Source organism: Pseudonocardia xinjiangensis (assembly GCF_012911925.1).
Classification (GTDB): Bacteria; Actinomycetota; Actinomycetes; order Mycobacteriales; family Pseudonocardiaceae; genus Pseudonocardia; species Pseudonocardia xinjiangensis.
In genome coordinates this window covers 156,346-180,664 of the sequence record NZ_JAAXKY010000001.1, presented here as the reverse complement: position 1 = coordinate 180,664, position 24,319 = coordinate 156,346, and the positions used below count along the sequence as shown (strand labels likewise).

General features: G+C 67.1%; 19 protein-coding genes and 3 pseudogenes. 10 read left to right on the top strand and 12 right to left on the bottom strand.

The features are described 5' to 3' along the window. Positions 1 to 101: 101 nt before the first annotated feature. Together HF577_RS00835 and HF577_RS00830 are read right to left on the bottom strand one after the other, a co-directional pair. Positions 102 to 643: pseudogene (locus HF577_RS00835) on the bottom strand (IS110 family transposase); the annotation flags it as partial. A 595-nt stretch (positions 644 to 1,238) separates the two neighbouring features. Beyond that, positions 1,239 to 1,505, bottom strand: coding sequence for a hypothetical protein (locus HF577_RS00830; protein ID WP_169393730.1), 267 nt, complete (start codon positions 1,503 to 1,505; stop codon positions 1,239 to 1,241). Between the two features lie 543 nt (positions 1,506 to 2,048). Between HF577_RS00830 and HF577_RS00825 the strand changes: the two genes are divergently transcribed. Continuing rightward, a complete protein-coding gene (locus HF577_RS00825; RefSeq protein WP_169393729.1) occupies positions 2,049 to 2,981 on the top strand; it encodes a helix-turn-helix domain-containing protein in 933 nt (310 codons plus the stop codon). A 686-nt stretch (positions 2,982 to 3,667) separates the two neighbouring features. On the opposite strand, the gene HF577_RS00820 is transcribed toward HF577_RS00825, so the two are convergent. From HF577_RS00820 to HF577_RS00805, 4 genes are all read right to left on the bottom strand, one after another. Further along, the gene (locus HF577_RS00820; RefSeq protein ID WP_169393728.1) at positions 3,668 to 4,021 is read right to left on the bottom strand and encodes a Dabb family protein; all 354 of its coding nucleotides are present in this window, start codon (positions 4,019 to 4,021) and stop codon (positions 3,668 to 3,670) included. A 194-nt stretch (positions 4,022 to 4,215) separates the two neighbouring features. Continuing rightward, positions 4,216 to 4,782 (bottom strand): MFS transporter, encoded by a 567-nt coding sequence (locus HF577_RS37260; protein ID WP_211173594.1) that lies wholly within the window; start codon positions 4,780 to 4,782, stop codon positions 4,216 to 4,218. A 582-nt stretch (positions 4,783 to 5,364) separates the two neighbouring features. Then, entirely contained in the window at positions 5,365 to 5,787 is a 423-nt protein-coding gene (locus HF577_RS00810) for a YciI family protein (RefSeq protein WP_169393727.1), read from the bottom strand. A gap of 199 nt (positions 5,788 to 5,986) precedes the next feature. Then, the gene (locus HF577_RS00805; RefSeq protein ID WP_169393726.1) at positions 5,987 to 6,403 is read right to left on the bottom strand and encodes a hypothetical protein; all 417 of its coding nucleotides are present in this window, start codon (positions 6,401 to 6,403) and stop codon (positions 5,987 to 5,989) included. A 478-nt stretch (positions 6,404 to 6,881) separates the two neighbouring features. Between HF577_RS00805 and HF577_RS00800 the strand changes: the two genes are divergently transcribed. Then, positions 6,882 to 7,778 carry a LysR family transcriptional regulator gene (locus HF577_RS00800; protein ID WP_211173593.1) on the top strand — a complete coding sequence of 299 codons (897 nt, stop codon included), beginning with the start codon at positions 6,882 to 6,884 and terminating at the stop codon, positions 7,776 to 7,778. A gap of 654 nt (positions 7,779 to 8,432) precedes the next feature. Here the strand turns inward: HF577_RS00800 and HF577_RS00795 are convergent. Next, a complete protein-coding gene (locus HF577_RS00795; protein ID WP_169393725.1) occupies positions 8,433 to 8,606 on the bottom strand; it encodes a hypothetical protein in 174 nt (57 codons plus the stop codon). A gap of 797 nt (positions 8,607 to 9,403) precedes the next feature. Here HF577_RS00795 and HF577_RS00790 point away from each other — a divergent pair. The 4 genes from HF577_RS00790 to HF577_RS00775 all read left to right on the top strand — a co-directional run bounded on the left by HF577_RS00790 (position 9,404) and on the right by HF577_RS00775 (position 15,057). After that, entirely contained in the window at positions 9,404 to 10,621 is a 1,218-nt protein-coding gene (locus tag HF577_RS00790) for an FAD-dependent monooxygenase (protein ID WP_169393724.1), read from the top strand. Between the two features lie 249 nt (positions 10,622 to 10,870). Further along, positions 10,871 to 12,025 (top strand): alpha-hydroxy acid oxidase, encoded by a 1,155-nt coding sequence (locus tag HF577_RS00785; RefSeq protein WP_169393723.1) that lies wholly within the window; start codon positions 10,871 to 10,873, stop codon positions 12,023 to 12,025. 445 nt (positions 12,026 to 12,470) lie between these two features. Further along, on the top strand, positions 12,471 to 13,430 hold the full coding sequence (locus tag HF577_RS00780) for a dioxygenase family protein (RefSeq protein ID WP_246265125.1): 960 nt from the start codon (positions 12,471 to 12,473) through the stop codon (positions 13,428 to 13,430). A 514-nt stretch (positions 13,431 to 13,944) separates the two neighbouring features. Further along, complete coding sequence (locus tag HF577_RS00775) at positions 13,945 to 15,057, top strand: IS5 family transposase (RefSeq protein WP_211173592.1); 1,113 nt, start codon at positions 13,945 to 13,947, stop codon at positions 15,055 to 15,057. A gap of 418 nt (positions 15,058 to 15,475) precedes the next feature. Here HF577_RS00775 and HF577_RS37255 read toward each other — a convergent pair whose 3' ends face one another. The 4 genes and pseudogenes from HF577_RS37255 to HF577_RS00760 form a co-directional block, all read right to left on the bottom strand. After that, positions 15,476 to 16,438 carry an ATP-binding protein gene (locus HF577_RS37255; RefSeq protein ID WP_211173591.1) on the bottom strand — a complete coding sequence of 321 codons (963 nt, stop codon included), beginning with the start codon at positions 16,436 to 16,438 and terminating at the stop codon, positions 15,476 to 15,478. 13 nt (positions 16,439 to 16,451) lie between these two features. After that, positions 16,452 to 16,601 (bottom strand): annotated as a pseudogene (locus tag HF577_RS40040) (ATP-binding protein); the annotation flags it as partial. A 9-nt stretch (positions 16,602 to 16,610) separates the two neighbouring features. Further along, complete coding sequence (locus HF577_RS00765) at positions 16,611 to 16,775, bottom strand: hypothetical protein (RefSeq protein WP_169393722.1); 165 nt, start codon at positions 16,773 to 16,775, stop codon at positions 16,611 to 16,613. Positions 16,776 to 16,972: 197 nt separating this feature from the next. Further along, a protein-coding gene (locus HF577_RS00760) for an IS5 family transposase (protein WP_407692176.1) occupies positions 16,973 to 17,865 on the bottom strand; the annotation gives its coding sequence in 2 pieces (ribosomal slippage) (positions 16,973 to 17,484 and positions 17,484 to 17,865; 894 coding nt in all). 431 nt (positions 17,866 to 18,296) lie between these two features. Between HF577_RS00760 and HF577_RS00755 the strand changes: the two genes are divergently transcribed. After that, complete coding sequence (locus tag HF577_RS00755; protein WP_169393721.1) at positions 18,297 to 19,991, top strand: AMP-binding protein; 1,695 nt, start codon at positions 18,297 to 18,299, stop codon at positions 19,989 to 19,991. An 80-nt stretch (positions 19,992 to 20,071) separates the two neighbouring features. Here the strand turns inward: HF577_RS00755 and HF577_RS37825 are convergent. Beyond that, positions 20,072 to 20,236, bottom strand: a pseudogene (locus tag HF577_RS37825) (transposase); the annotation flags it as partial. Between the two features lie 5 nt (positions 20,237 to 20,241). Here HF577_RS37825 and HF577_RS00745 point away from each other — a divergent pair. The 3 genes from HF577_RS00745 (at position 20,242) to HF577_RS00735 (ending at position 24,316) form a co-directional block, all read left to right on the top strand. After that, positions 20,242 to 20,571, top strand: a complete 330-nt coding sequence (locus tag HF577_RS00745) for a transposase (protein ID WP_246265124.1) — start codon at positions 20,242 to 20,244, stop codon at positions 20,569 to 20,571. Between the two features lie 1,042 nt (positions 20,572 to 21,613). Then, on the top strand, positions 21,614 to 22,684 hold the full coding sequence (locus tag HF577_RS00740) for an alpha-hydroxy acid oxidase (RefSeq protein ID WP_246265121.1): 1,071 nt from the start codon (positions 21,614 to 21,616) through the stop codon (positions 22,682 to 22,684). A 159-nt stretch (positions 22,685 to 22,843) separates the two neighbouring features. Beyond that, positions 22,844 to 24,316, top strand: coding sequence for an amino acid permease (locus HF577_RS00735; protein ID WP_312858856.1), 1,473 nt, complete (start codon positions 22,844 to 22,846; stop codon positions 24,314 to 24,316). Positions 24,317 to 24,319 lie beyond the last annotated feature (3 nt).

The following is a 24,319-nucleotide window of genomic DNA, read 5'->3' as shown; positions in this document are numbered from 1 at the left end:
ATCGGCCGCAGGATCCCCGGAATGTTGCCAGCCTTCTCGGCTGCGGCCTGCATGTCACGCGCCTGCGCGGGCCCACCCTGCCGGATGTTCGACGCGGCGGTGAGCAGATTGAGGACCCCGCCGCGGTCGAGAGGGGCACCGAGCAGGCGTTCCAGTGCCGGGTGGACGTGGAGCAGGGCGTCGCGCAGCCGGTTCGTGAGCCTGGTCGATTGCCCGGCGAGATCGTCGTCGTAGCCGGCCAACACGCTGAGTTCGGTGAGGGTCTCGTCGTCGGTGCCGACCCGGCGCAGCGTGTGCGGCATCGTGCGGGCGGCTTCGGCGATGACGCGCGTCGCGGGCATCGGTCTTGGACTGGCCGGGGTGCAGGTCAGCGATCCGACGCATCGCCAGCCCGGGCAGATAGGCCACCGTGATCTCGAGATCGCGGGCGACCGCGACCGCGAGCGCACCGATCGACGCGGGCTGATCGACAACCATCATAGGCCGGTCAGCACGGTGCGCAGCGCGGATTCGTCGTGGGCAGCGGCTTGTCATGCAGCCGCTTCCCCGAGGCATCAACCGCGCAGGCGTGGTGCTCGGACTTGCCGACATCCAGCCCGCAGAACACCGCAAACCCACTCGGGTGGTGATCAGGATCAGGTATCCGCCGCTTCCTCCTCGTCGCGGCAGGCCGACCACGAGCACCCGCGCCGGCAGCCACGTTACGAGCAGACCACGAGCGGGTCAGGTCTATATCAGCGGTCGTTGGCGCCCTCCGGTCGCGGCGGCAACACCCTCCAGATCATGCAAGCGACAGGGGCAACGAGTCATACCGCGACCGGCGGCCTGCAAGCCCTCACCCGGGCTTGATCAAGAAGGTAACGGGTACTGCATCGACACGATGCAGACTCACGTGCGCGAACACCTGGCCGAGCCGCACTTGCGTCGTGGAGCTCGCGCGGCGGCACCCTGTATCGGTTCGCCACGCGTACAGCCTGTTCGCACGGATCGGGATCACGCCTGGCGCATACCTTCTCAAGCAGCGGCTGCACACGGCACAGGTGATGCTATCCGACCCGAGGCACGCGCATCGCGGGATGTCGGGCATCGCGGCCGCTGCCGGGTTCCGCGCTGGTCAGCCATGGTCAATCCGTAGTTGACAACTATCTCGGAGAACGCCGCTGGCAACTGCCCGAACCCGATGAACATGGAGCTTTGCCCGGCGGGCGCGCTGAATGCCGAGAACGGGCCTTCCAGATTCAGGTTCCGTCTTCGCTGACGTTGATGAAGGAGTCGGTCGAGGCGTCCTGGTAGCCGAGGTACGCGCCGCTCCCCTCGGGGCTTGTTGCCGAGTACAGGATCAGATGCCCGCCCCGCACAGCGCCTGCGGTGGTCTTGAAGCTGCGCCACGCACCCGCCAGGCCACTCCTGCGTGAACGGGCCCGCGGTCGCGGGCTATTGGACGCGTTGATGCGCGTAACGCTCGTGATGCCGCGCGAGGTGCTCGACGCGGCCTCCGGACTCATAGCTGCACTTCAGGAGTACGACGAGGCCGACCCTGCGGACCAGGCTGCCGAGCAGGAGGTCGTCGATGCGTCCAACAAGATCACTCTTCTCATACAGAGCGAGTTGGGTGCTAAGGCCCCAGAGCCGAGTGTTCAGAAGCGGTCAGTGAAGGGGCGTCTGCCTTCTGCCTAGTGAGTACGCGACTCACATGCTCCGGGACTGTCTCAGCCGCATGTGCCCGAGGATGCGCCGGAGCTGCAGTTGCATCACGGTCCATGGGGTCACCGTCTATGGGGTCACGGCTTTTGGTCACGGGCGCGGCAGCGCCTTAACGGCAGAGGACCCCCGACCACTCCCGGTCGGGGGTCCTCGTACGTTTGGCGGGAGCGGAGTCAGTCGCGGCGTGGCACCACCCCTGGAGGTCGCCCGTCCGTACTCCGGCCGCTCCTGCGCCGTCCGTCTGCGGCCTGGCCCTGCTCGTCACGACGGTAGCCGTCCCGGTGCTAAAAGCACGCCCAGTACGGCCTCCCAATGGGCTGATGGCCGAAGCTACCATCGGGACGGTGAAGAGTCACGAGTTCTCCCGTGAGGAGTTGGAACACGTCGCCGGTGAGTTCTGTATTCCGGTGATCGCCCGGACGGGTCCCGACTGCCGCGGGCGAGTGGCGTTCCACGAGCTGGGCGAGAACCTGACACTCGCTCACGCGCATTGGGGAGGACCGCTGTCGGTCGTCCGGACCGATCGGATGGCAGCGAGAGCGTCAGCCAACAACCTCGTGGTCTTCTGCGTATACATGGCTGGCCGGGGCCGCGTCCGCCAGCACGACCGCGTCGCCGAGCTGGCGCCCGGTATCGGAGTTCTGGCCGAGGCGCGTAGCCGCTATGAGCGGGTCTCGGCGACCAATACTCGGCGCATGAGCTTGCGCTTCTCCCGCGAGCTGCTTCCGCTCCGCACCGCCGAGATCACCGAGGCCTGTGCACGCAGCGTGGACCCGGCGGTGCCGGCCATGCAGATGCTCTCCGGCTACCTCGGCCAGCTGTTCGAGGTTGCCAACAATCTCACCGCGCCGCAGCGGCAGGACGCCGGGCACGCCGCGATCGATCTGCTCACCATGGCGCTGCGCGATGTCACCCCCTCCGTGCCGGGCGGGGACGGTCCCGAGGGGGTGTTGCTCGAGATGATGCGGACCCACGTCCGCGAACACTTGGGCGACCCGGACCTGCGGGTCGAGGAGCTGGCGCGGCGGCACCACGTGTCTATCCGCCATGCGTACACCATGTTCGAACGAATCGGGACCACACCGGGGGCCTACCTTCGCGAGCAGCGGCTGCTCGCGGCCCAGGCGATGCTGTCCGACCCGAGGTGCGACCGTCTCACTATATCGAGCGTCGCGGCTGCCGTCGGGTTTCGCGACCTCAGTACGTTCGAACGGGCGTTCCGGCGGTTGTACGGGACGACGCCGGCCGGCTGGCGGCGTGCGTACCGCCGCTCCTGATCCGTCATCTTGCCCGGGCGCGGGAGCGGGATCGCCCAGACCGCGAAGATCGCAAGCCCCCCCCCGGGGACGAACGAGCGGCGACACCGCCAGCGGTCGCCGAGACGCGAGTAGCCCGAGACAGCAGAGAACCCCCGGCCGAGGGAGCACCGGGGGTTCTCGTCGCGTGGGGCGTGGCCAGATCTAGTCACGGTGAGGATTCGCGGCGAGGAAGACGACGCCCGTACCGCTGGTCCATCCGAAACTCTGGGGCGGACGACGGCAGCTCCGGACGGCCAAAAACGTGACACTTGAAGGCAACCACGCCGATACCTCCGGCAAAAGCACGATCCTTTCCGCTTCTTGCCTGATCCTGCCGTGCACCGCCGCGCCGGTCGCGTAGGCGCAGGTGCAGCCACACGGCCACCCTCCGACAGCGTGGCCTTCGCCGGTCAGGCGCGAATCATCGGGCGTACGGCCGCCGCCTGTGGATCAGTCGAGGCTGCGCAACGACAGGCTCCGGTTCTCAGCGCTCGTCGTATCGGTGATCACCTGGGCGAAGTTGCCCAGGCCGGCGAAGCCACAGGCGGCCAGCAGCCTGGCGTGCGGAGCGCAGCGGAGGCGAGTGCCCTTACCGGGCGGGCATCCGGCGCACCCGCGTCGCCCCAACCCGAGCAATCGGCCCCTAGCAGGGGATGATGGGGGTGCTACGACGTGAAGTCGAACGCAAGCACCCCGTCCATCGAACCGGTCTCGACGATTGAAGACACCAAACGCCCGGCCCTCTGATGCTCGGGATGCGGCATGTATGCGTCACGCGCCGCTTCGCTGACGAAAGTCATGCAGAAACCGTGCGTGTATCCGCGGCCAAGGCCTTCGGGCGACGAGTACGGCCCCCACAAGTACGAGAGAATTCCAGGAATCTTTGACTGGAGGGCCCCGACCTCTTTCAAGACGCGTTCGACCTCACTGGCGGCCACATCCTCGCGTACACGAAGAAGCACGATGTGCGTAACCGGGTGAGCGCTGGCGCCAGACAGTTCGAACGGTGTGGTGGACATGAGAGTCTCCTCGCAGTGTGAGTGGACAAGTACTCCGTACCTCGGTGGGAGCACCGATCGGCTGATCGCCATTCAAGGGTATGTGCGCGATGGACGCTCGTGTCCGTCAGGCTCTGTGGCTTGCAATCCGTTTCGGCAGGGGGTCGCGGTCGTCGTACGCGCCCAGGTCGACGAGGTCCGCGCGGGCGCGGAGGTCACCAGCGGCGGGTCGTGCGAGACGCTGGCGAAGTTCTGACAGGTAAAGCCAAGGGACCGTCGCTCCCCACCGCGGTGACGACGACGACCCCGGAGGCGAACCGGTCGAGCCCCGTACGCGTCCGAGCCCGCAGCACCGGCGCGGCCGCGCCAGGACCGTGGGGGCGGTGAACAGGACGAAGACCGCGGTGGCGCCCATGGTCGAGCCAGCAAGTCCCATGAAGATTGGCGAGACAATGACCCCGAGTGCTCCGTACCGACGTCGGGTAGTGGTCCGGTGCCAGTGCGAAGAGGCCTGCGGCGCTGGCGTTGAGCACGACGCCGATCATGGCGGCGACGCCAAGGGGCCAGCCGAGGTCGCCCAGCACGATGCTCATCGTTACGAAGGCGAGGCCGGTGCCGACGAACGAGCACGCGGAGCGATGACGGTCCCGCGCCGGCGCTTCGGGGAGAACTTCGGAGAGGAGCACGGGCGGGCTCGACACCAGGCCGCCGATCCCGAACCCGGTGCGGAGACGAGCCAGGCCGAGGCCGACGTGGCTCGTCACGATCGCGGCCAGAGCCATGCCGACGGTGCACCCGACCGGGCAACCGATGCTCGGCGGCCGGCGACCGATATGGTCGGCGAGCGGAGCGAGCAACGCCGAACCCCGCGCCACGCGGGCAGGCCGGCGCTGAGCAGCAGCCCGACCTGGGCGCCGTTCGGCCCCCACTCTGTGGCCAGGCCGGATGCGGCGAACGACATCACGAGGAGGTCGAAGCCGTCGCATGTTCAGCACGCGGAGACCGCGATGAGCGGGACCTGGAACCGGCCCAGCGGAGCCCGATCGATCACGTCACGAACGGACACCGACACTCGCCTTCATCGGTAGTCGCAATCGCGAGCTGCGCTGTCAGCAGGTGATGAGACGCTCCGGGAGTGCACGTCGGACGATCGTTGGCACTGTCGGACGAGCGGGGCCGACGGCGGCGGGACGTGGGCTTGGCCTCCGGCGCAGGTGGACGGGGGCCGAGGACCGAGTGCGACCAGGCCCGCGGGGGTGTCGAGGCCGCCCCGTCCCGCGCCGGCTGCCCTCCCTGCGCCGGAGCTGGAGGACGGGCAGCCGCGCGGCGGCGTCGATCCGAAGCCGCGCGGCTGCCCGGTCCGCTCAGACGATCTCCGGCTTGCCGCCCGAGTAGTAGAGCCGGAAGGAGTAGGTGCCCTCGTTCAGCAGCCAGGACCGGATCCGGAAGCTGCGAGCCCCGCTGCTGTGCATGGGGTCGGACTCTGCGATCTTGCGCGCCTCCTTGAGGGAGCCGGCCCGGTAGATGAACATGCCCTCGCCGTTCCACTGCTGCTCGTCGTCACTGGCGAACGGGCCGGCACCGAACATGATCCCGTTCTTCTCCAGCTCGGTCTGGTGCGCGACGTGCGGGTCGAGGTTCTCCAGGACCGGACGCAGGCCGTTCGTCGGCTCGGAGAACACGACGTAGAGCCGTTTGGCGAGCAGGTCGTGCGTCTCGGAGTAGGTGACGAGGTCCTGCCACGGCATGGACGGCTCGGACGCCGGGTTCGAGGATGCGTCGGACATCGGGATTCTCCTCCTATCGAGGGGGTGGAAGGTCATGAGGTGGACGTGCCTGCGCGCAGAGCTGCGGCGTCCAGCCGCTGTGACACGGTGAGGCCGTCGGCGACCTTGAGACGTGACCCAGGTTCTGCTGAAGCTGTCGGTGAAACGTGTGTGCGGCGCCTTCACTGGTTGCCGCACCCCACACCCCACGTTGTCGGCGTCAGTGAGAATGTCCTGCGGCCACGTGGGCGCTCTTGGGCCGGACCGGGTGGCCGGCCAGTCCCAGTGTGCTGAAGACTGCGGCGATCACCCAGGCGATCGGGCCCTGGAGTCCTGGCCATAACGGCGCGTAACCGGGCGCGATGACGAAGAGGACGAAGGGTATATCCAGTAGTGACACAACGGTCAGGTTGATCCAGAAGCCGGTCTTGGAGTTGCGCCAGTTCATGGCGATACCGACGATGATCACGGCGACAGCGCCGACCAAGATGTTCCAGGCGTCCTGGAAGATGCGGGCCTGGACCATGCTCGGATCGATCGATTGCCCGAGTGTCAACAGGGCGTATGCGGCATTGATGTGCACGAGGCCCCAGATCACGTAGAAGGTTGCTCCGATCTTCGCTGCGAGCCCATTCATCTTCAGTCACGCTCCTTCTATTGGCATTGTTCACATGTGGTGTTCAGTCGTTGACATCACGGCTGATTACATGGGGGGTGGGGTGAGTACTGCGCGGGCGGCGTTTGTCCCGTTCGGAGAACTAGCCGAGCTGTCGGGCGGTTGTCGTTCCGGTGGAAATCAACAGCGTATTCCGCGACTCGCGCTATTCGGTTCGTCGTTGACGAGCCCGGCACAACGGACGGATCAGCGGGCTGTCCGTCGGCCCCGGTGAGGGTGATGCCTGCGGCAGGATTCGCTGGTCGGTGAGCGGTGCCCGTGCCCGTTGACACCCCTCGTGATCGTGAGACGCAGCAGTCGCTGGACACGCTGTCGTCGGTTTCGTCCGTTGCCACATCTCCTCAGCATGGGTGTTGCACCAGCCCTTCTACTGTCATGCACCGGAGCTATGCTGTCCAACGAAGACTTTTGATCGAAGCCATCTACTCAAGGAATACCCGTGGAGCTACGTCATCTCGAACACTTCGTCGCCCTCGCAGAAGAATCGAGCTTCACCAGGGCTGCGGCGCGGCTGAACCTCGTGCAGTCCGCGCTGTCAGTGTCGATCCGGAATCTGGAGAAGGACCTGGAAGCAACGTTGTTCGACCGGACGAGCCGCGGTGTGCGGCTGGCCGCGGCGGGCGAGGCACTGCTGCCGGCGGCCCGACGTGTCCTGCGCGAGGTTGCAACCGTCAGGGAGGAGGTGGACGCGGTGCGCGGCGTGGTCCGGGGGCGGCTTCGGATCGGCATCATGCAGTCGCTCGCCCTGATCGACGCCGGCCGGATGTTCGCGGCGTTCCACCAGGCACACCCGGGGGTCGTCATCGAACCCCAGCCTGCCCACGGCGGCTCTGTCGCTCTCGCTGAACACGTCCGGCACGGTGAGCTCGACCTGGCGTTTGCCTGGCAGCCCGAAGCTTCCGCACGCGGGCTGCGCGTGGCCGAACTGGCAACCGAACCCTTCGTGCTCGTCGTGCCGACCAGTCGCCGCCTGCCCCGCAGGCTTGAACTCGCCGATCTCAGCGACGAGGCCTTCGTCGAATTCCCGGAGGGCTGGGGTGCGCGGACGCTGTCGGATCAGGCCTTCCGGAACGCCGGGATACAGCGGAGGATCGTGGTCGAGGTGGCTGACATCCTGACCTGCGCCGAACTCGTCCGCGCCGGATTCGGCGTCGCCATCATGCCCAAATCAATGATCCGATCGCGTGGGCTGACCTGGCGGACGGTGTCCGGCCTGCCGCAGTGGGGAGTTTCCCTTATCGCCTCGTCCGACAGGCACCTCACGGCGGCTGCCGCTGCCTTCGTGGACCTAGTGTGCACCACGTTCGACGTCGTGCTCGCCACCGACGATGAATGACCGACAAGGGGTTGGGGACCGCCGCACGTGTGCTGAGCTCGCCCGCCCGCCCAGACTCCGCCACCCCTCTGAGGACTTCGCCGAAGACGGCCAGCACTTCGACCACCACATCGCCGCCGTCGTCGCGACCGGAACCCCCGACGACCCCCAGAGCTACGGCCAGACGATGCCCTCCTATCGCGGTCTTCCACTGACGACTCACACGGACTGCCGCACGCCGGCGTGGTGCACATTGAAGTGACCCCCGTCAGCTGCACAGGGCGCTTCACGGGTTCAGCCAGTCGGGATCGGCAGTGTATGCAACCGTACGAACGCCGGGGCCGGCTCGTGGGGCCAGGGTCAGGACTGCTGGATGCGCGCCCAGACCCGTCGCTGGCCGCGGGTGAGACGGGCAGCCACGCGGCGCAAACGGTAGCGCAGGGTGTTCGGCTCGGCGTTGGCGAGAGGTCCGTCGAGGAGTAGCCGCTGGGCCATATCAGTACGTCAACGGCGAGCATGACCGCCCAGCCATGATCGCGAACGTCCGCGATGGAAGTGATCCAGGCCGGTGTCCTTGTCGCAGCGGATGCCGACCTCGACCCCAGTGTACCCGCGATGTTGTGCGTCGAGCCAGGCCAGTTGCCGGCGCGGGTGTCGGTGGCGAACGCCGTGTAGCTACCCGCCTCGGGTTTCGATCAGATCCAGCTGGGCGCCGGGAAGTGAACGTTCCCGGCGCACGATCACCCGGGTTCCGGCCGAGTCGTCCAGGACACGGGCGGGGAGCAGCCCGGTGACCTCGGCCAGGCCGGCACCGTCTCGGTGTCCGCCGTCGGCGTCGACCGCGTTCACCCACCACACCATCCCCGTCCGCAGTCCCGGTCACCCGTTAGAGCCGGGGCTAGCGGGAGACGCGGCAGCCCAATTCTCGTGTCAGGCCGCCGCAACGTGCTCGGGATGTTGGGCCGGCGATTGCGGAAGAACCGTGGCGGACGTTGATCCGGCAACGGGCCAGAGCAATGGCGGCCGGATCCGACGGTTGACCACCCCCCGCCGAGTCGCTGCCATGTCCGGGCTGCGAGGTATTGCATCGGTGATGTCCATTATAGGCAGCTGAACCTGGCAAGGCCCTGGCCGTGCACCTAACTTGGGGAAGCATGCTTTCGACCGTTCCTATGGAGAGCACAGGAAAATGATCACTACTGGTGCTGGAACAACGGGTCATGCCGTCAGTTTTTCGGCGACCGCAGCTGGCCGAGCCGATCGTTTCGTTGCGGGCGGCAGCGATCTCTTGGTGACCAATGGTGTTACTCCGGACAGCTGCCGGTGTGCCACCAGGACGACCTACTTCACGGGGCGCTGAAATGTGAGTCCGAATCGTCCGCTAGACGCCGTTTCGCGTATCCCAGCTCGCTGATCCGTCTCGTGTGAAGACGAGGGCAACCGTGCCTGGGAGGACTCGTGGCGTCTACCGGGCCGATGACGAGCTGCGGGGCACCGTGCCGTCGAACGAGGCCGAGCACGCGACAACTTCACCGGAAAGGAGCGGGAGCGCGCGATCCGCTGTGCGTGCTGACTGGCCGGGTGGTTGACAAAAGGTCAACGCGTCGATCCCGGCGATACACGCGGGAACGTTAAGGGAGGTTCACTTGTACGAGGCTCCGAGAGAAGGCGCCGACATCGTTGTGATCGGAGGTGGCATCGGCGGGATCGCCGCGGCCGCATTCCTCCGACGCGTCGGGCGTCGCGTACGCGTTTACGAGCAGGCACGAGAGTTCGGGGCGGTCGGCGCCGGGTTGGTCGTCTCGCCCAACGCCGTCAGGCTGATCCGCAGGCTCGGGGTGCTCCCCGTCCTGGAGCGGATGGCGGTTCCGCTGCAGGCCGCCTGGGAGTTCCGGCGCTGGAGCGACGGCACGGTGCTGTTCTCGCAGGAGCTGGGAACGCAGTGCCGCGAACTCTACGGCGAGGACTATTTGGTGGCACACCGCGCGGACCTGCTCGCGGCGTTACTGGCAGCGATCGACCCGGAAACCGTCGTGCTGGGCAAGCGCTGTACGGGAATCGAACAGCGGGGCGACACCGTAGACGTCAGGTTCGACGATGGCACCTCGACCACCGCGGCCGTGGTGATCGGTGCCGACGGCATTCATTCCGTCGTGGCTTCTGCCGTGACGACGGCGACCGAGCCGGAGTTCACCCGACTATGCGCGTACCGCTGCTTGGTGCCGGCCGACAAGGCGCCCGAGTTCGCGCGCCAGCCGGTACACACGCTCTGGCTGGGCCCGGGGCGCCACGTCATCCACTACCCGATCTCCGGTGGAGCGCTGGTCAACCTCGTCGCCATCGTGCCGGAAACGGAGTGGCTGGTCGAATCATGGAGTGCCGAGGGCCGTATCGAGGACCTGAGGTCCGAGTTTACGCAGTGGGATCCGCGCCTCGGCAGCATCATCGCCGAAGCACCGAGCGTCGGCCGATGGGCACTGTTCAACCGCGAACCGCTGCCGATGTGGGTGGAGGGCTCGATCGCGCTGCTCGGCGATGCGGCGCATCCCATGCTCCCGTTCCTCGGACAGGGCGCAGCTCAGACGATCGAGGACGCCGCGGCGCTCGCGCTCTGCCTGGCGGACCGTGACGCTGGCCTTGCCGAGGGGCTGCGGGCCTACCAAGACGCCCGCATCGAGCGAGCGACATCCGTGCAGCTGCGCAGCAACGGCCGCAAGGACGTCAACCACCTGCCCGACGGGCCGGAGCAGCGCGCGCGGGACGCGAGCTTCGCGGCGGCGAATCCGCTCCGCCACAACGAGTGGCTGTACGCGCATGACGTCGAGAAGGCAGTCACGGAAATTGATCGGTCTAGTGGCTTGTGATTCAGCCTTGACCGGGTAACAGGTCCAGGCTCGGAATGGTGGGAGGCGAGCACGAAGCCATTCTTCGACTGAACGCGGACGTTGTGCCAGCGGACGTAGCCGGCAATGGCGGCATCGCGAAACAGTCTGAGGCGAAGACACTATCGAAGGAAGATCGAATAGTCGTTCACTGGGCAACTTGTGCGCCGGCTCGTGGACGGCGTGCTGCCTGGCGCGTGTCCAAATTCTGCACCGCACTACAGTCCCGACATGACCACCCTGTCAAAATCGAAGGAAGAAATGTTGGATCCGTCTTCTACTGATATGCGACTGCCATCTTGGAGCACTCCAGGCTCCTGCGCGGCGTTGTCTGAGGTCATCGAAGCTGCGCGGTGCGCCCTGCCGGCAGATGTGCTGGATTTTCTGGAGGGTGGGGCCGGTGAGGAGCGCAGTCTGCGGGAGAACCAGGAGGCGTTCCGTCGTTGGAACTTCGTTCCGCAGGTGATGAGCGGTCGGGGGATGCCGGATTTGTCGACCAGCTTCTTGGGCATACCGTTGGCGATGCCGGTGCTCACCTCGCCGTTCGGCGCGGATGGTCTGTTCCACCCTCAGGGGCAGTGCGCGGTGGCTCGGGCGAATGCCGCTGAGGCGGTCGCGAGCATCGTGCCCGAGGCGGGAACCTACTCGTTCGAAGCCGTTGCCGAGGCCGCACCTGACGCGGCTCGCATTGCGCAGTTGCACCCCATGGGCAGCCCGGAGAACTTCGTGACGATGCTACACCGGATCGAAAAGGCCGGATATCACGCCGTCTGCATCACGGTTGATTGTCCCACCGCCGGATGGCGGGAACGCGACCTGCAAGATCGATTCGGATCGGATATAACCACGATGATTTCTGGCAACTATCCGTCCGACGGGCCGAACCGTCCGGAGGATGTGTTCGGGCAGCTCTTCGCGCACTCCGGTGTGGTCTGGAGCTGGGTCCAGCTCGGCGATCTGATGAACGAGACGTCGCTGCCCTGGATCGCAAAGGGCGTGATTACCGGCGCGGATGCGCGCGCTGCGGTCGCGGCCGGGGCCGACGCCGTGCTGGTCTCCAACCACGGCGGTCGACAGCTCGATGGTGTACCGGCGGCGCTCGACCAGTTGCCCGAGGTGGTATCGGCTGTTGCGGGGCGGGTCGAGGTTGCCTTGGACAGTGGTATTCGGAGAGGCAGCGACATCGTGACGGCCCTGGCGCTGGGCGCGAATGTGGTGGTGATCGGGCGACTTGCGGCCTACGGGTTGGCGGCTGGCGGCGAATCCGGCGTGCGTCGGGTGCATCAGTTGCTTCGTGCGGAAATGCTGACCGTGCTGACCCTGCTCGGCGCTGGTGGTGTCGCCGAGCTCGGTTCTTCCGCGGTACGGGCCAACTTCGTCCTGTGAGGCAGTTCGCACAAAGTGACTGCAGCGGATCTACGCGAGCGGGCCAGCCAGTGGGACGGCTGTCGCCAGCCTCGGACTGTAATGGGATGCAATTAGTGGGGGTCTCTCCTTGAATCGGCCTGGCCAGTGGGCGCTGCAAGGCAATCACCCACACGTGATCGTCGACAGCTTCAAGGCGACATTCGACGCCCTCTATGAGGAGGCATTCGGCGGCCGCCTCGGACTTGTCAGATTGTCGCTGCACTGCCACGCAGCGGGCCCCGACCGTGGTCCCAGCTGTGCGCGAGCCGATCGTTACTGCAAGCATCACGAAGGCGTCTGGTTCGCCCGCAGAGGAGCTCGCGAACGTCGCGCTCGAGGGGGATCTCCGCCGATGACCGCCACAGCTGAGTGCCGGAGCATCTCGTGATCGCTCCGGACAGTGGAATGAAGTACCTGCCGCGGGATGCCGCTGCAGAAAGATGCGCGCCATGTCGGATATAGCTGCAGTCCCGCGCGCCGAAATGAAGGGAAATTGAGGATGCCGTACATCACCGAGGAGAACATCACCGAGATCGCCCTGCCCCGCTGGGGTTCGGGAGACGACCCGCGCGCCGCCGAGCTGCTGACCGCGCTGGTGCGCCACCTGCACGCGTTCGCGCGTGAGGTCCAGCTCGCCGAGGCGGAGTGGGCGGCCGCCATCAAGTGGCTGGTTCGGACCGGCAAGATCAGTGACGAGAAGCGCGAGGAGTTCATCCTCGCCTCCGACGTGCTGGGCCTGTCGATGCTCGTCGTGCAGATGAGCAACAAATGGGATCCGGCCGCGACTCCCGCCACCGTGCTGGGCCCGTTCCACCTCGATCGCTCACCGGACGCGGAGTACGGCGCCGACATGTCCGAGGGCATCCCGGGTGCTCCGTTGTACATCCACGGCGTCGTTCGAGATATCGATGGAAAGCCGGTCGGTGGGGCCGTGCTCGACGTGTGGCAGGCTGACTCCGACGGCCTCTACGAATCGCAGCTGAGTGTTGACGAGGCGCGGTTGCGGGCGAAGTACACCAGCCGCGAGGACGGCAGCTACTGCGTGCGAACCATCGTCCCGTTCGGGTACGGGATTCCGGACGACGGCCCGGTGAGGGAGCTGGTCAACCTCACCAACATGAGTACCTTCCGGCCCGCACACGTTCACTTCCTCATCGAGGCGCCCGGCTACGAACGGGTGATCACCCACCTGTTCCGGGAGGGGACGCCACACCTGGACAACGACGTCGTGTACGGCGTGAAGAAGGAGCTCGTGGTGAGCTTTGTCGAGAACGAGCCGGGGCCGACGCCGAACGGCGGCGAGTCCGCGGAGCCGTTCTTCACCGTCGAGTACGACTTCGTCCTGCAGCCGCAGCGACCGTCGCCGGCCGGAGCGGGAGCCTGAGCCTCGCGGTGGCGCCCTCGCGGAGATCGTCTGCAACCGTGACGGTGCAGGACCACCCATACCAGGCGACATTTCTCGACGCCTGGATGTTGCTGTCAGGGCTCGGCGCGCGGGCGGTGACGCTGGGGGTGGCGCAACGTGGCGAACTTGCCGCTGCGGCCGCCGACAGTGCTCGCGCATGGAAGTGGCCGGATTCGAGGAGAGCCTGGAGGAGCTGCCAAGGCCATGGACGATCTGGGGAAACGAAGGTCCAGTGGACATCTCGCGACTGGGCTTCTCGTGGTGAGCCAGACCCACAGCTCGCGGCTGACGGTCCGCCACGAACCCGCTCGGGCCAGGTAGCGCGCTCGGTCGGTGTGTGAGGAGTCGAGCTCTTCCGCGTCCCGGCCGCGTGCCGGACGAGGCTCCTTTTGGTCAAGGCTCGTGAAGCTCTGGAAATCCTCTCTGAGAGCGTGTTTGAGATGGTCCGGCGTGTCTGCGTGATCATCACGGTGGATCGGTCCACCGTGAACCGATGGCACGGCGCAAGGGCTACCCATCGGACCTGACCGATCAGCAGTGGGAGCTGGTCGAGCCGCTGTTACCGCCGGTCAAGACCGGTGGCCGCCGGGAGAAGCACCCGCGTCGGGCAATCGTGGACGCGATCCTCTACGTCGTGCGCCCGGGCTGTTCGTGGCGGCAACTGCCCCGCGACTTCCCGCCCTGGCAGACGGTGTACTGGTATTTCGTCCGCTGGGAAGACGCGAAGGTCACCGAGAAGATCCTGGCTGCGGTCCGCGAACAGCTGCGGGTCCAGGAAGGCCGTAACGCCGAGCCCAGCGCGGGGCTGGTCGACTCCCAGACGGTCAAGGGTGCGGACACCGTCGGCGCCGACCCCCGCGGCTATGACGCCGGGAAGCGGATCAACGGGCGCAAGCGGTTCATCGTGACCGACACCCTCGGTCTGTTGATCACCGTCGTGGTCTGCGCGGCGAGCATTCCGGATCGTGACGGCGCCAAGCCGGTCCTGCTGCAGGCATACCTCGCCTCACCGGTCCGGTTCGTGTTCGCCGACAGCGCGTTCGCCGGCCGGCTGCTGCAGTGGGCCGCCCACTTCCTGCGCACCACGATCCGCGTCGTGCGCAAGCCCGGCGGCCAGCGCGGGTTCGCGGTGATCCCGCGCCGGTGGGCGGTCGAGCGCACTTTGGCCTGGTTGACCGCGTATCGCCGGTTAGCACGGGGCTACGAGCGCGATCCTGCGGTATCGGAGGCGATGATCCGCTGGGCCGCGATCGCCACCATGACCCGCCGGATCGCTCGCGGCGGCCCCGCAACCCGTCAGCAGCGCGCACCTTCACACCCGCGAGTTGATCTTCTCAAACACGCTCTGAGGTCGAGAGGCCGGAATGGCCGCGAGCGCCGCTGCCGAGACACGCTCTGCCATCTCAGGACCCTGGCGGTCGAGCGCTTCCAAGAAGAGAGGAGCCGGTCGGTAATCTCCGGCCCAGCCAGATCGCGGCGTCGGTGTCCAGCCACCGAAACAGATACTCGAACCGCTGGGCCAGCTCCTGGTCGAGCCGGTCCTGACCCGGGACCGTTATGCCGCACTCGCGCAGCGACTCCAGGCCGAGATCGATCGCTTCCCTGAAGCGTTTTCGATGGGTCAGGCTGCGCACCTGCACCGCCGTCGCCTCGGCACGTCGGATCGCGTCGGGACACAGCCCCTCGATCGTGCGGTACTCCTCGTCCGCCTCCTCGAGGCGCCCCAGGCCGTACAAGGCTGCGTGGCGGCCGGTGTGCACCTCCACCAGCGCGGCGGTCTCTTCCGGCTCGATCAGCCGCGGCAACCAGCAGCCCGTTCACCGAGGCGTATTCCCCGACCAACGCCGCCTGATCGGCGGCACGGCGTAGCAGCCTCACCGCAAGCTGTCGCTCAGCCGCGTCGGTGACGGCGTCGATCACCGGGAGGTACTGCTCGGCCGCGACCGCGAACAGCTGCGGCATCTCGGCCAGGCGCCGGGCCATGGTCAGCTGCAGCGTGCGTTGCCGCTGAGGGTCCAGCCCGTTCAGGATGGCCTCACGGGTGCGGTCGTGGCGAAACCGCACGGGTCGCGAAGCCCGGTCTCCACCACCAGGACGCCCTCGGCGAGGGCCGGCGCCAGCTGCAGCTCCACCTGGCCCGCCGATGCGGCTGTGGCTGTCGGCAGCAGGCTTGCCTCGACCCGTCCGCCCAGGCACGCCATCGCCTCGACCAGCGCGCGGGAGGTCGGCGGTATCGCCGCGACCCGCGCCGCCAGTAGCTCGGCCACCTCGGGCTCGCCCAGGCTTGCCCGCGCGGCCGCGTCGTCCCACCGCCAGCCGGCGCCCGTCGCCTTCAGCACGCCCTCGTGTCGCAGCGCGTTAAGCAGCTCCACCGTCTCGTACGGGTTGCCGGCCGTGCGATCATTGATCACCTCGACCAGGCCCGCCGCCGTGGCCCGGTCCACGTGCAGCATCTCGGCGACCATGGTGACGAGGCTCGGCACCGGCAGGTTGTCGAGCGCCAGCCACCGCACGCCGGCCTGCTCGCGCCCCCGGGGCAGCAGCATGGCCAGCCGATGTGCCGCGTCCACGTCGGTCTCCCGGTGGGCCCCCACCAGCAGTAGGCCCTCGATCGGGTCCTCGCTCAGCACGAGATCGACGAAGCCCAGCCGGGTACGCCTGCCCCACTGAAGATCGTCGACGAACACCACGACCGGCCGTTTCCGCGACGCAACCGCCCGCAGCACCTGCACAGCCGCGCGCTGCATGCGAACCTGCGCGGTCACCGGATCCCCCGCATCGGGCGCCACCCCCAACAGCGCGGCGAACTCCGGCACCACCGCGCTCAACAGACCCGCGTTCGCTCCGACCGCCTCGACGATCAGTCCGCGGACCTCGCTGAGCTCGTCCTCCGGCTCTGCCAAGAGCAGCCGGCCCAACGCCCGAAACGCGTGGAAACCCGCACTGCACTCCAAATCCCGCCGGTACTGCTCGAACTTGCCGACCACGAAACCAGCCGTCCCTGCCCGTCACCACCGGTCGAAGCTGATCGACCAGCGCGGTCTTGCCCAGTCCGTGTGCCCCGCTGACCAGCACTCCCTGGTAGCCACCTGTCAGCGAGTCCTCGAACGCCGCGTCCAGCGCAGCCATCTTGCCGTCGCGCCCTACCAGCCGCGATGGCTACAGCAGTCGCAGCGAAACGTCGTGCTCGCCGATGCGCGCCGGAGCGGCCGCCGGATGTGCCTGAGCCTCGCGCACCAGTTCCAGGTCATGGGCCAGACCTTCCGCGGTCTGGTAGCGGTGGTCGGGTTCCTTCTCCAGCAGTCGCATGACGATCTCGGACAACGGCCTCGGTATAGCCGGGTTCACCTGGGCGGGCGGCACCGGCAGGCGAGGCAGGTGATCGTGTGTGAGGCGCAACGGGTCGCCGGAACCGAATGGCGGATCGCCCGTTGCCAGCTCGTAAGCGTCGCGCCCAACGCATACAGATCGGCCCGTTAGTCCACCGACCGGCCGGTGCGCCCGATCTGCTCAGGGGCTAGCTAGGCCGTGTCCTGTAAGCCTGTGCGCAGCCACAACACGATTGCGGCGATGATGATCTCTGTGCGGTAGTAGGCGGCGCGTTTGGCGTAGCGGGTGGCGAGTGCGCGGAACTGCTTGAGCCGGTTGAAGCAGCGCTCGACCACGTTGCGGTCGGCGTAAATGTTGGGGTCGAAGGTGGGTGGGCGACCGCCGCGGGAGCCCTTTGCGTGGCGGCGTGCGATCTGGTCGGTCCACTCCGGGCTGGTGAACGCGATCCCGCGGTGTCGCAGCGCCGCGCGGGTCGAGGGGTGGGAGTAGTCCTTGTCGGCCAGGACCCGCTCGGGTCGTTTCCGCGGTGGGCCGGGTCCGTCGCGGCGCACCGAAATGTGGTCCAGTAGCGGCAACAGTTGGGGATTGTCACCGGCCTGCCCCGGAGTGAGGATGATCGACATCGGGAGGCCGCGGCCGTCGACTGCCAGGTGAATCTTGCTGGTCAGTCCGCCTCGGGAGCGGCCGAGGGCTTCCCCGTCGACGGCGAGCGCTTCGACCCACTCGGTGGTGCAGCCCCCTTTTTCCGGGCCCCAGCCGAATGCTGGTGAGCCCGGACGTTGCTGGAGTCGATGCTGATGCTCCACTCCACGTTGCCGACCGAGTCGTCCTTGACCACGACGTGGTCGAGGATGCGTTCCCAGGTGCCGTCCGCGGTCCAGATCCGCAGCCGCTCATGGGCAGTCTTCCAGGGTCCGTAGCGCTCGGGCAGGTCGCGCCACGGGGCGCCCGTCCGCAGCTTCCACAGGATCGCGTTGATCACCTGCCGGTGATCACGCCACCGCCGCCCTCGACCCGCGACCGGAGGTAGCAACGGCTCGATCCGCGCCCACGCCTTGTCGGTCAGCTCCCCACTCCCCACCACCCGAACATGATCACCGACCGCAGGTCATGACCCATCCAGGACACGCCCTAGTTGATCTTCTCAAACACGCCGCACGCACGCCTGTCCAACCACCGCCGGAACCACCCGAAAAACGGACACCACCCATCCCGAGCAGCTACTTGACCGGCCCCGCTCCGTCATGGATGACACCGTCCGGTCCCGCCAAGTGCCGGCCAGGATCGCGGGGGATAAGAGGCGAGCGGTCTGTGCACGTGCTCAGATGCCGAGCAGCTGCTCGCAGGCCGGGGGTTCGACGTCACTGTGCACGAGCCGTACCGGGAGGCGTTCGAACCGGTGGTGGTGGAACGCCCGCATTCGTGACCGTAATCACATTCCACATTCCCGACGCATTGTGACCAAGACTTCCCAGAGTCGCACGCCCGACCGGTTCGCCACGCTAGTTTGAGGTCGTGGCAGGAGCCGTCGCAATTGACACGGCCGGTGGAATGGACTTCCGGAGGGCGCTGGGGCTGCGTCCGTCCCGTTCGGACATCGAGCGCTTCCGCGCGCTCGGCGCGTGGCGGGCGGAAACGCCACTGGATGATCTGGCTCGCTGGCGGCAGGAAACCCCGGATTCGCTCGCCATCGTCGCCCACCGGGCGGGCTCGGGCGTTGAGCGGCTGACCTACCGGGAGTACGCGGACTACGTGGACCGCTTCGCCGGTGCCCTGTACGAGCTGGGCGTCCGTCCGGGCCGTGTCGTGGCGCTCCAGCTGCCCAACCGGTGGCAGGTCAACGCGCTGGTGCTGGCATGCGCCCGGATCGGAGCGGTCGTCGCTCCGATCATGACGACCATCCGCCCGCACGAGCTGGAACGCGTGCTGCACCGCCTCGGGGCGGCGGTATGCGTCACTATCGACCGATGGGCCGGATTCGCCCACGCCGCAGCGCTCGCCAAGCTGGCTCCGCGCCTGCCGGATCTGCGGCACCGCGTCATCCTCGGCGACGGCGCTGCCGAGGACGAGATCAACTTCTGCGAGTTCGAGCGGCCCCCGTGGGAACGCGCCCATGCCGACGCCCTGAACCGTCTCACACCGGACCCGGACCGGATCGGCCTGGTGCTGTTCACCTCGGGCACCAGCGGTGAGCCCAAGGCCGCCCTGCACACCCTGAACAGCGTGCACGCAGCGGTCGCCAACTACGCCGACATCTTCGACCATGGCCCGCACGACACGTTCGCCACGTCGTCCCCGGTGTGCCATGCGGGCGGGATCATCCACGCCAACCTCATCCCACTCCTCGTCGGTGGCACCGCGGTGTTCATGGACGTCTGGGAGCCCGCGCGAGCAATCGAACTGCTGGCCGAGACGGGCACGACCACGCTGTGGGGGGCACCGGCGGCATGGGCGGAGCTCGTGGCCGAGCTGCGGCAGCGACCCCGGCCGCTGCCCGCGCTGCGCACCGGGGGCGCTGCGGGCACCGCGATCCTTGCCCCCCTCGTCGCGGACATCTCCGAGATGTTCGCCCTGACTCTGCACGCCGCGTGGGGGTCGACCGAGGCGGGCGGCACGGTGACGCGGCCTGACGATCCACCGGACTGGGCGGCGCGGAGCGTGGGCCGGCCTGGACCGGGCGTCGAGATCGACTTGCGCGGGGACGGCACGATTACCGCCGACTCGCCCGGTCGCGTGTACCTGCGCGGCTGCCAGGTGTGCCTGGCCACGGTCGGGCGCGACACCGGGGAAGTCGTCGTCGTCACCGACCACGACGACGGCTGGTACGACATGGGCGACCTCGCCGTCCCGGACGGCCGCGGCGGCATCCGGATCCTCGGCCGGGCCACCGACCGGATCGGCGGCTCGTTCATGATCCCCGTCGCCGACGTCGAGGCCGCCGTACTCACCCATCCCGGCGTCGACGAAGTCGCCATCGTCGGCTACCCCGACGGCAACGGCGGCGAACTCGTCTGCGCGGTGATCACCTCCCGTACCACCCCGCCGACGCTCGACGACATCCGCACCTATCTCGACGAGCGCGGCATGACGCAGTGGTACCAGCCCAGCCGTGTCGAGGTCGTGCCCGAGCTGCCCCACAACGAGACCGGCAAGGTCCGAAAGGAGCTGCTGCGCCGCTGGCTGCGCAGCAAGGCCCAGCTCACCACGTAACACCCACGACGGCAGCCGTTGCAGGGCGCCCCCGATCCCGCCGATGGTGACGACGAGCAGCGGGGTCGTGGGTCGAGGGCGGGTTTGGTGCCGTCGCGGTCTTGCAGCGATGCAGCCACGACCACCACGACCAGCAGCAGGCCGAGGGTGTTGGTGACGATGAACCGCTTCCGGCCGTTGATTTTCTTGCCCGCGTCGTAGCCGCGGCACTCACGCCCGACGGTGTCGGCCCCCCGCACGCTCCGGGAGTTTGACCGCGCGGGCTGATGTGCTGTTCAAGCTGACCAATGCGGTGTTGTGTGCCGATGGGCCGATGAGGACGCTGGTCGACCTAACCCTGGCGGCCGAGCATCGGCGCGGGCACGGCGCGATGTATGACGCGCTGAACCATGGCCGGGTGGAACCGGAGCGGATCCGTCGGACGCTGGCGTCCTTGCCGCTGCCCCAGGCTGCGGACGGTCGGATCGTGCTTGCCGTTGATGTCAGCCCGCCGCAGCGCTCCGATGCCCCAATCAGCGCGGAGCGGCTGTTCTGCCAAGTCTATGGCCGGGCGCGCAACAGACTGTCATCCAGGGCGTGACGATAGATCACGTTCTCACGCTACGGGGAGGCCATGTCAGCGATCGCCGAGCCGAGTTGGCTGCCGATGTTCGGCGTCGCGGCCGCCATTCACGCCGCCGGTCGTGAGATTGCTCCAACCTGCTTGCGCGGACTGGTGGGCGCACAGCTGCAATGCTTCGATCGGGTAAAGACCCTTGATCTGAGGTTGACTACCGCTCGCCGTCTCTCGCCCATATGTCTGGACCGCGAAATATCGCGTTGCTGATGTCCGTTATTGGCAACGGAACCTGGCAAACCCCGGGCGGGACGCCTAGCTTAGGGAGAGTATGAAATCGCACCCCTAGGGAGAGCGCAGACGATGACAAGACCCGGTACTGAACACAACGGACCACGCGGCCCCCCTTTTTCGATGACCGCGGCTCACCGAGCTAACCGTTCCGTTGCGGGCTACGGTGGGGATCTCCAGTGACATTGGCGCAGAGTCCGGACTGCTGCCGACGTGCCACCAGGATGACCTACCTTTCTGGCTGCTGCGGTGCGATTCTGACATCATCCGGCGCCGTTTCGCGTATTCCTGTTCGTTAATTCATCCCTCCGACGACGCAGGAGACTGCGTTTGGTGAGACCCGTGGACGGCCTACCGAGTCGATAGCAAGCGGCGGGGGGCGCCGTGCTGTCGAGCGAGGCGGAGCCGCGACAACCCCACCGGGAAGGATCCGGAGTGCGCGACCCGCTGCGCGTACTGAAAGGCCGTCGGCGGCCTGTAAGGCCGTCGGCGGCCCTGCCGCTGCTGACACGACGGAGGTCCTCACCTCGAGCGACTTCCGGAGGGCCTGAGGCTCAGCAGACTCGCAGGACAACATCGCAACAGGTGTTTCGTCCGAGCTAGACAGGGCAAGCTAATGAATCAACGGAATGTTTCCGGCATTTGCTTGCTTCGTGGAGGGCCTACCAGTCAGGGCATCCGCATTCTACTAAATCAATCGAATATGTCGCCGAAATGGAAGAAGACATCCATGGATTTACTCCCTGCGAGGACGCCCCCGTCATTCTGGGGTGGTATGGGCTCCTTCCTGACATTTTCCGAGATCGCCGACGTCGCGCGTTCTGCGTTGCCGACAGATGTACTGGACTTTCTCGAGGGTGGAGCCGGTGAGGAGCGGACGCTGCGGGACAACCGGGGAGCGTTCCACCGGTGGAGCTTCGTTCCGCGGGTCATGACCGGTTGCGGGACGCCCGAGTTGTCGACCAGCTTCTTGGGTGTACCTCTGGCGATTCCCGTTCTCACCGCGCCGTTCGGCGCGGATGGCTTGTTCCATCCTGAGGGACAGCGCGCGGTGGCCCGGGCGAATGCTGCCGAGGGGGTTGTGAGTATTGTGCCGGAGGCAGGGACCTACTCTTTCGAAGCTGTTGCCGAGGCCGCACCTGGCGCGTCCTACATTGCACAGCTGCACCCGATGGGCATCCCGGAGCATTTCGTGGAGATGCTGCGCCGGATCGAGCTGGCGGGATACCAGGCAGTCTGCGTCACCGTGGATTTTCCCACCGCCGGCCGGCGGGAACGCGACTTGCGGAACCGATTCGAGCGGAACTTCGAAGTAGCATCTGGTAACTATCCGCCCGGTGGTCCGACCAGTCCGGAGAACGTATTTAGGAAGCTCTTCGCGCATTCCGGGCCAGGGTGGAGCTGGGGGCAGCTCGGCGAGCTGATGAATGAGACGTCGCTGCCCTGGGTTGCGAAAGGTGTGCTCACCGGGGCAGATGCACGTGCAGCGGTCGAGGCCGGGGCTGACGGTGTGTTGGTCTCCAATCATGGCGGTCGCCAGCTCGATGGCGTGCCTGCGGCACTTGACCAATTGCCCGAGGTCGTATCGGCCGTTGCCGGACGGGTGCAGGTCGCGTTCGACAGTGGGATCCGGCGTGGCAGCGACATCGTCACGGCCCTGGCGCTGGGCGCTGATGTGGTGGTGATCGGGCGACTTGCCGCCTATGGGTTGGCTGCTGACGGCGAGTCCGGGGTCCGCCGGGTGCATCAATTGCTTCGTGCGGAGATGTTGACCGTGCTGACCCTGCTCGGGGTTGCTGGTGTCGGCGAGCTCGACTGTTCTGCGCTGCGGGCCAACGTCCTGTGAGCGAGTACGTACACGGTGCCTGCAGCAGCGGATCTACTGAATGGGGCCAGCTACGCGGCGCCTGTCACCGGCCTCGGACGGCATTTGCATGCGATTGGTGGGGGCGCTTCGGTGAGTTGGCCTGGTAGGGCGTCCGCCGTCCGGGGTGGCTGGTCCCGGGTGAAGTCCGTTGAGCAGTCCCTGGCCAATGCTGACGAGCCGGGTCGACGTCTTCGCAAGGAGCTGGGCGCGCTGGACCTGGTGGTGTTCGGAGTTGCGGTCGTGGTCGGCGCAGGGATCTTCAGCGTGACTGCGAGCATCGCCGGCGATGTGGCCGGGCCGTCGGTCTCGTTGGCGTTTGTGATCGCGGCGGTCGCGTGTGGCCTGGCCGCGTTGTGTTATGCCGAGTTCGCCTCCATCGTCCCCGTGGCCGGCAGCGCTTACACCTATTCGTATGCCACTTTCGGCGAGCTGTTGGCATGGGTGGTCGGCTGGGACCTAGTGCTGGAGTGCGGAGTAGGGGCCGCGCTGGTTTCCAGGGCATGGTCGGCCTACCTCGTGCAGTTTCTGGGACTGGTCGGGGTGCCGCTGCCAGCAACGGAGTTGAGGTGGGGAGCGATCGGGTTCGACTGGGCCGCCCTGCTGATCGCCATAGCGCTCACGACAGTCCTCGTGCTCGGGGTGAAGATGTCGAGTCGGGTGAGCAAGATCATCACGGCGTTCAAGGTGCTGGTGGTGGTTCTGGTGGTCGCGGTCGGCGCCCGCTACGTCAAGGCGTCCAACTACACCCCGTTCATCCCGCCGTCGACAACCAGCCGATGCGCCACCAACGGAGGATCGTCGCTGCACGAGAGCCTGCTGACCGTGCTCGGCGGTAGATGGGGCGGCAGTTTTGGGGTGGGCGGACTGTTCGCGGCGGCATCGCTGGTGTTCTTCGCGTTCGTCGGATTCGACATCGTGGCCACCGCCGCCGAGGAGACGCGCAACCCGCAGAAGGCCGTACCCCGCGGCATCCTCGGTGCACTGGTGCCGATCACCGTGCTGTACGTGGCAGTCTCGCTCGTGCTCACCGGAATGGTCGACTACACGGCATTGGCTACCCGGCCCGACGGCACCACGGCGACGCTGGCCACCGCATTCGCGCTCAACGGGGTCGGCTGGGCGGTCGTTGTGATCTCCTTAGGAGCGTTGACCGGCCTGACCACGGTCGTACTCGTGGCGATGCTTGGGCAGACTCGAGTGCTGCTCGCGATGTCACGCGACGGGCTTTTACCGCGCCACTTGGCGCGCATCAACTCAGCAGACGTCCCCGCTCGGAGCACACTGATCGTCGGCGCAGCGGTGGAGCTCGCTGCTGCGTTCATACCGGCCGACACCCTGGGGGAGATGGTCAACATCGGGACATTGTTCGCGTTCTTGCTCGTGTCGACCGGTGTGATCATTTTGCGGCGCACCCGCCCCGAACTGCCGCGCGCATTCCGCACCCCCATGATGCCGCTGATCCCGATCTTGTCCGTGCTCGCATGCCTGTGGCTGATGATCAACCTCACAATCCAGACCTGGCTGCGCTTCGTCATCTGGATGGCGGTTGGCCTGGTCGTTTACGGCGGCTACGGACGCCGGCATTCACAATTCTCCCGGCGGCAGGACTGATTC

Coding starts and splice junctions, on each gene's coding strand:
- HF577_RS00820 (WP_169393728.1), bottom strand. CDS start 4,021: ATGTCCACCACACCGTTCGAACTGTCTGGCGCCAGCGCTCACCCGGTT.
- HF577_RS00780 (WP_246265125.1), top strand. CDS start 12,471: ATGCCGCTGCAGAAAGATGCGCGCCATGTCGGATATAGCTGCAGTCCC.
- HF577_RS00775 (WP_211173592.1), top strand. CDS start 13,945: ATGGCACGGCGCAAGGGCTACCCATCGGACCTGACCGATCAGCAGTGG.
- HF577_RS00830 (WP_169393730.1), bottom strand. CDS start 1,505: ATGAGTCCGGAGGCCGCGTCGAGCACCTCGCGCGGCATCACGAGCGTT.
- HF577_RS00785 (WP_169393723.1), top strand. CDS start 10,871: ATGACCACCCTGTCAAAATCGAAGGAAGAAATGTTGGATCCGTCTTCT.
- HF577_RS00810 (WP_169393727.1), bottom strand. CDS start 5,787: ATGTCCGACGCATCCTCGAACCCGGCGTCCGAGCCGTCCATGCCGTGG.
- HF577_RS37260 (WP_211173594.1), bottom strand. CDS start 4,782: ATGGCTCTGGCCGCGATCGTGACGAGCCACGTCGGCCTCGGCCTGGCT.
- HF577_RS00805 (WP_169393726.1), bottom strand. CDS start 6,403: ATGAATGGGCTCGCAGCGAAGATCGGAGCAACCTTCTACGTGATCTGG.
- HF577_RS00740 (WP_246265121.1), top strand. CDS start 21,614: ATGGGCTCCTTCCTGACATTTTCCGAGATCGCCGACGTCGCGCGTTCT.